The following is a 6109-nucleotide window of genomic DNA, read 5'->3' as shown; positions in this document are numbered from 1 at the left end:
ATCTTGCGGATTACCTGTGACTTCACCCACAATCTCTTGAATTTTTCCTTCAATATTTTTTGCAGTCGCTTCTATTCTCTTTTCGGCACTCATGGTCTTTATCTCCAGCTTGTAGTTGATTCAGGGAAATCCAAAAATAAGTTACTACTACTTGCAAAGTGGGTTGAAAAGCCCGATCGTTTCACAGGACAGTTAAGACGCTCATCCTACAAGTAATAAAATATTTGAGTTATTTTATTACTTGAAAGTCCCTAAGCTATTAAATAATTTAACATCTGTGTATTGTTTTTTACTTCCATCAACCGAGAGAATATTCTGGTAAATTATATTATCTTAAGATAGATGCCGATCGGTGTTGTAGCAGATAATATAAAATATGAAAATCTGATAAATAAAATTTATATATATTAAAAAAATAACTTTATTTGCAAATAAATGAACTATAAATTAAAACAAAATTTAAATAAAAGGAAAATAAAGGAGTGCCAAGAAAAAGTCAAAAAAATGTCTGGAAGAATGAGATTAATGACATCATTCGAGGTGCTTGTGGAGGTTTTTTGTTTGGCATACCCTTGCTGTACACAATGGAGGTTTGGTGGATTGGATCGCTAGCAAAAACACAATTTATCATGATGGCGATCGCATTAATGTTTATTGTGGTTTACTTGCTCAATCAGATAGAAGGCTTTCGGAAACGCAGATATCGCTGGCTCGCTCATCAAGCCGTAATGGATACCGTAGAAGCGATCGCGATCGGTATAGCTTGTTCTACCTTTGTGCTATTACTATTGCAAGAATTGACACCAGAAACCTCCCTAAAGGAATCTTTAGGTAAAATCATCTTTGAAAGTGTGCCCTTCGCTCTTGGTGTAGCATTAGCGAATCAGTTGTTGGGAGATACTGAAAACAGCAATGGAAAAGGACAAGGAAGCGATCGGGAAAATAACACAACCAAGAACAAAGGTGATGGGTTACACGCCACCTTTACTGATGTGGGTGGAACCCTGATTGGTGCAACCATAATTGCATTTAACATTGCTCCCACAGATGAAATTTCTATGCTTGCAGCCGCAACCTCTCCACCTTGGGAGTTGGCAATGATCGCCGCATCTTTGCTGATTTCTTATGGCATTGTATTTGAGGCAGGCTTTTCTAACCAGCAAAAACGTAAAGAGCAAAAGGGAATTTTTCAACGACCATCGAGCGAAACCATTATGTCCTACCTAGTATCATTGCTAGCAGGTGCTTTTATGCTGTGGTTCTTTCAAAAATTAACTTTTAGCGACCCCTGGACAATGTGGTTAGATCACACATTGGTACTGGGTTTACCCGCAACTATTGGTGGTGCAGCCGGAAGGTTAGCAATATGACTGAAACAGAACAACAACCAAAGCGCTCAATAGCTGAGTGGATAACATTCAGCATTGCCTCATTCATCCTAGCAATCATTGTGAGTCTAGTAGGCTACACTTGGCTGAACGAAAAAAATCAACCTCCGATCCTTTCGGTTACTAAAAAACAAACAATTCGAGAAATTAATGGCCAGTTTTATGTTCCTTTTGAAGTTGTGAATAGTGGAGGAGATACAGCTGAGTCAGTTCAGATTATGGCTGAGTTAATGATTGACGGCAAAGTTACAGAAACAGGAGAGCAACAGATTGACTTTTTATCTAGTGGGGAAAGCGAAGAAGGCGCATTTATATTCAGCCATAACCCGCGCCAAGGTCAGTTAAATATACGTGTTGGTAGCTATAAATTGCCATAGGGGACTGACAAATAAAAAAATACCCTACAATATTGTACACCGTAGCCAATACATACGGGGAGAGTTAGCGTGGGGTATTTCTTTACTTGACGTAACCTCTGTCTCCGACACGCTGTTCGCGTTCGTAGAGAAGTTGAAACCTACTGTATGAGTCCAATATTTTATTGCTTGCCCATATTTTCAACACGATAGCGCCCGCATTCTGATAACCTTGAAGAAAGTCGCCGAGTATTATTTTTAGGCATCTTTGTAAGCATCTTCCTCACCTACGGAATTTGGATCGGTGGGAGCATTCCTGCAAGCATTATCAAACTTCCTGACCAAGGATTAAACTGGTACTACTGGAAGCTTCCCCAACCAACCTTTTGGAGTCGAGCAACGGCTTGGGGTATGTACCTTGGGCATCAGTTTAGCATCTGGGCGTGTATCTTGTGGGCGCAGCGATCGCAGTTGAAATACAAATCAGCGTTGCATCCAATAAATTACCTCATGCTTGCCATTAATGGTGTATTCATCGCTTTACACTTTCTCCAAACATATATTTGGTACGATGCTCTAGCTCAAGATACTTCAATTTGGGCTTCTCAAGGTGCAGTTGTACTCTTACTAGTGTTCGTACTGATTTTAGAAACACCTCGACGCGGTTTATTTTTTGGCAATTCTGTTCCCTTCCATCAACAGTTTTTGCAAATTATCAAACTGTATCACGGCTATTTTTTCTCCTTTGCCGCTATCTACACCTTTTGGTATCACCCAATGGAAGCGACTTGGGGGCACTTGATTGGTTTTCTCTATATGTTCTTGCTTTTGCTCCAATCTTCCTTGATTTTTAACCGCACCCATGTAGACCGTTGGTGGACATTTACTTTGGAGGCTTCCGTGCTTTTACATAGTGTAATCGTGTCATTAATACTAGGGCAAAGCAAGTGACCCACATTTCTCTTTGGTTTTTTTGGCATTTTGGTACTTACTCAGCTTCACGGTTTACCTGTGGGTATCTGGACTAAACGTACTATCTACGGAGCCTTTTTAGTGAGTGTCCTGGCCGTTTATGCACTGACTGAACGCGGCTTGGGCAGAATTTACGAAGTAACCTATATTCCTCTGATTGAGTTTGGATTAGTTGGTGCAATTTACTTAATCTTCCTACTCATCTTATGGACAATTTCTCGTTTACCAGTCAAGACGTAAGTAAATGATTAGGACTTACGCACACTCTACGATTCTTGGCTTCTTGGCGTCTTCTCTACGAGACGCTACGCGTTCGCTCTTGGCGTCTTGTAGAGAAGGCGGTTCGATAAATTAAGTTTTTTGGCAATTTTCGCCTAAGTCCTAATACCCCCAAGCCCACCCCGCCAAAGCTGTGCTTTAGCTCATAATTCCTCTTTTCTCTGTGTTCTCTGTGCCTCTGTGGTTCATTGAAGGAGGCAGAAGGCAGGGAACTTTCTAGCAAGGGGGATAATAAATTCAAATTTGGACAAAGGGTACGAACCGACGCTCTAGTTTTGGTGAGCAGCATGAAGTTAGACAACTGCTAAATTATTCAAGCTGCCTTTGTAGCCACTAATCTCAATCACAGCATCCGTGAGGGCAGAGAATCCATTAGTGTTATCGTTGAGTGCCAGAAAAATCTGCCCCTTATTGCCTGTACCAAGGGTAAAAGTTGCCGCACCTCTAGCTACAAAAGCAGTTGTAGTCAATATCTGTTGTACATCGAAAAGATTTAGACTTGCAACAGTGCCAAGTTGAACTAAATTAGCAGCGCTAACTGCATACAGCCCATCAATTTTATCTTGAGAAATGTTCAAGTCAGTTATTCGATCAAAGCCAGACAACAGCGAATCACTCAGACTACTGAACACAAATTTATCAGCGCTACAACCGCCTGTGAGGATATCACGCCCAGCGCCACCATTGAGGATGTCATTACCATTACCACCAACTAGTTTGTCATTTCCTGCTAAACCAAAGAGTTGATCGTTGCCGCTTTTGCCGGAAATTTGATCGTTACCAGCCCCACCACTGAGTTGATCTGCACCCTTACCGCTGTTTAAAGTAATCTTTGGCACATTTCCGTTTGTGGTAGTTTTGCTGATTAATTGACCATTGGTATCATACAGATAAGTGGCAACTGCATCAGTAATGCCATCACTGTTGTTGTCAATATCTGCGGAAATTAGTTTGCTATTGCGATCGTAGTTGAAAGTGGTAATCTCATCAGGGATGCCATCATTATTTTTGTCAGCTACCTGTGCAGTCTGTTTGCCGTTAGCGTCGTAACTATAAGCGGTGACTTCATCAAATATGCCATCATCATTATTGTCAATTTTTTGTGATGTCAGGTTGCTGTTAAAATCGTAGCTGTAGATGCCAACAGCATCAATTACACCATCATTGTTGAAGTCATAGTTGGCGGATGCGCGTTCATAAGTAGAGGTTTCGTCATAATCAACTTTGCCGTTGCCGTAGCCTAAGTATGTCCTGTTGCCCTTGGCATCATAAGTAGAGATTTCCACATACTCCGGTATGCCGTCTGCTTGGTAGTCACGGCTAAAGTATGTCTGGTTGCCCTTAGCATCATAAGTAGAGGTTTGGACATAATCAACTTTGCCGTCTCCTTGGTAGTCTGCCTTTAAGGATATAAACTTGCCATTGGCATCATAAGTATAGGTTTCGACATAATCAACTTTGCCGTCTCCGTTGTCGTCACGGCTCTGGGATGTCTGGTTGCCCTTGGCATCATAAGTAGAGGTTTCGACTCTATCAACTTTGCCGTCGCTGTTGTTGTAATAGCTTATGGATGTCCGGTTGCCCTTGGCATCATAAGTAGAGGTTTGGACATAATCCAGTATGCCGTCTCCATTGTCGTCACGGCTCTGGGATGTCTGGTTGCCCTTGATATCATAAGTAAAGGTTTCGACATAATCCAGTCTGCCGTCCCTGTTGTTGTTACGGGTTTCAGATGTCCTGTTGCCCTTGGCATCATAAGTATAGCTGTAGACATAATCTGGTATGCCGTCGCCGTTGTAGTCACGGCTATCGGATGTCTGGTTGCCCTTGGCATCATAAGTAAAGGTTTCGACAGAATCAACTTTACCGTCGGCCTTTTCGTCATAGCTCACTGATGTCTGGTTGCCCTTGGCATCATAAGTAAAGGTTTCGACAGAATCAACTTTGCCGTCGCCGTTGCCGTCATAGCTCACTGATGTCCGGTTGCCCTTGGCATCATAAGTATAGGTTTCGACATAATTCGGTATGCCGTCGCCGTTGCTGTCAGAGCTAACTGATGTCTTGTTGCCCTTGGCATCATAAGTAGAGGTGGAGACAGAATCAACTTTGCCGTCGCCGTTGTCGTCACGGCTCTCGGATGTTCGGTTGCCCTTGGCATCATAAGTATAGCTGTAGACATAACTCGGTAAGCTGGGATCGGCATCTTTGACGTCACGGCTCTCGAATGTCAGGTTGCCCTTGGCATCATAAGTATAGCTGTAGACATTATCCGGTATGCCGTCGCCGTTGTAGTCATAGCTCACTGATGTCTGGTTACCTTTGGCATCATAAGTATAGGTGGAGACATAATCAATGCCGTTGACGTTGTTGCCATAGTTTGTGAATGTCCGATCGTAGCGGTAGGTAATAACTGAGTCTATTGTCCCATCACCGTTGTTGTCTGTCCTCTCAGATATCACTTTGCCATCGATATCGTAAGTGTAAGTTGTAGTTGAGGTCATAAATTGGTCTTGTGTTCCTTATCTGTTTGATTCCAGTTATGTACTGCTAAGTATTTTCTTCAAATCGCTATGTTCTGCAAAATCTTTTATACTTATGATAGATTGTTAGATGTCTTTTTGCTGCATCAGCTATGAAAATGACTAAGTAGGTCGGCGCAATTAAAGCTAACTGGCTAAGGCTGTCATTTGTCCTTTGTCATTGGTCATTAGCAAGAGTTTTAAGCCTATTTATGTTTCGTAACATACTTTGTTTTTTTTGCGCCAACTTACTTATAAGTTTTTGAGTCAATCTTTTTAATCACATTAACGCCGTGTGCAACTTTCTCTTAAACCTAACCCTCAACCCCTTCCCTACTAGCGTTAGGGAGCAAGAATCAAAGCCTAAAATATTTACAGTCATTAGACATCTCCGAAAACGTTCAAAGCCTTGATGTGGCTAGGCTATAGTCCGTAAATGCAATCATCCTAAATTAGGTAGTCTGTACGAAAAAATAAGGCTTTAAGATATTTACTGTTGATAATTAGGCAAAAACATTTAGTTATATTCTTTAATTTTAACCTCATGACATAGCAGATATTTTTAATGGTAATATTAGCGCTCTAATTCGTAGTC

5 protein-coding genes and 1 pseudogene are annotated in these 6109 nt (G+C 41.6%); 4 read left to right on the top strand and 2 right to left on the bottom strand.

The window, feature by feature from the left end; genetic code table 11:
- A pseudogene (locus IQ229_RS09525) lies at positions 1-93 on the bottom strand (CsbD family protein); the annotation flags it as partial.
- Positions 94-482: 389 nt separating this feature from the next.
- On the opposite strand from IQ229_RS09525, the gene IQ229_RS09520 reads away from it, so the two are divergent.
- The 4 genes from IQ229_RS09520 to IQ229_RS09505 all read left to right on the top strand — a co-directional run bounded on the left by IQ229_RS09520 (position 483) and on the right by IQ229_RS09505 (position 2956).
- Positions 483-1370: a TIGR02587 family membrane protein gene (locus IQ229_RS09520; protein WP_194043177.1), complete on the top strand. Its 888-nt coding sequence runs from the start codon at positions 483-485 to the stop codon at positions 1368-1370.
- Positions 1367-1765, top strand: coding sequence for a TIGR02588 family protein (locus IQ229_RS09515; protein WP_194043175.1), 399 nt, complete (start codon positions 1367-1369; stop codon positions 1763-1765). The genes IQ229_RS09520 and IQ229_RS09515 overlap by 4 nt, the downstream gene beginning before the upstream one ends.
- A 390-nt stretch (positions 1766-2155) precedes the next feature.
- A complete protein-coding gene (locus tag IQ229_RS09510; RefSeq protein WP_194043173.1) occupies positions 2156-2695 on the top strand; it encodes a hypothetical protein in 540 nt (179 codons plus the stop codon).
- A 30-nt stretch (positions 2696-2725) separates the two neighbouring features.
- A complete protein-coding gene (locus IQ229_RS09505) occupies positions 2726-2956 on the top strand; it encodes a hypothetical protein (protein WP_194043171.1) in 231 nt (76 codons plus the stop codon).
- A 332-nt stretch (positions 2957-3288) separates the two neighbouring features.
- On the opposite strand, the gene IQ229_RS09500 is transcribed toward IQ229_RS09505, so the two are convergent.
- Positions 3289-5496: a bluetail domain-containing putative surface protein gene (locus IQ229_RS09500; RefSeq protein WP_194043170.1), complete on the bottom strand. Its 2208-nt coding sequence runs from the start codon at positions 5494-5496 to the stop codon at positions 3289-3291.
- Positions 5497-6109 lie beyond the last annotated feature (613 nt).

Origin of the sequence: Nostoc cf. edaphicum LEGE 07299 (assembly GCF_015207245.1) — a bacterium.
GTDB lineage: Bacteria > Cyanobacteriota > Cyanobacteriia > Cyanobacteriales > Nostocaceae > Nostoc > Nostoc edaphicum_B.
Note: the sequence above shows the minus strand (reverse complement) of the source record. Positions and strands in the feature narration are given on the sequence as shown.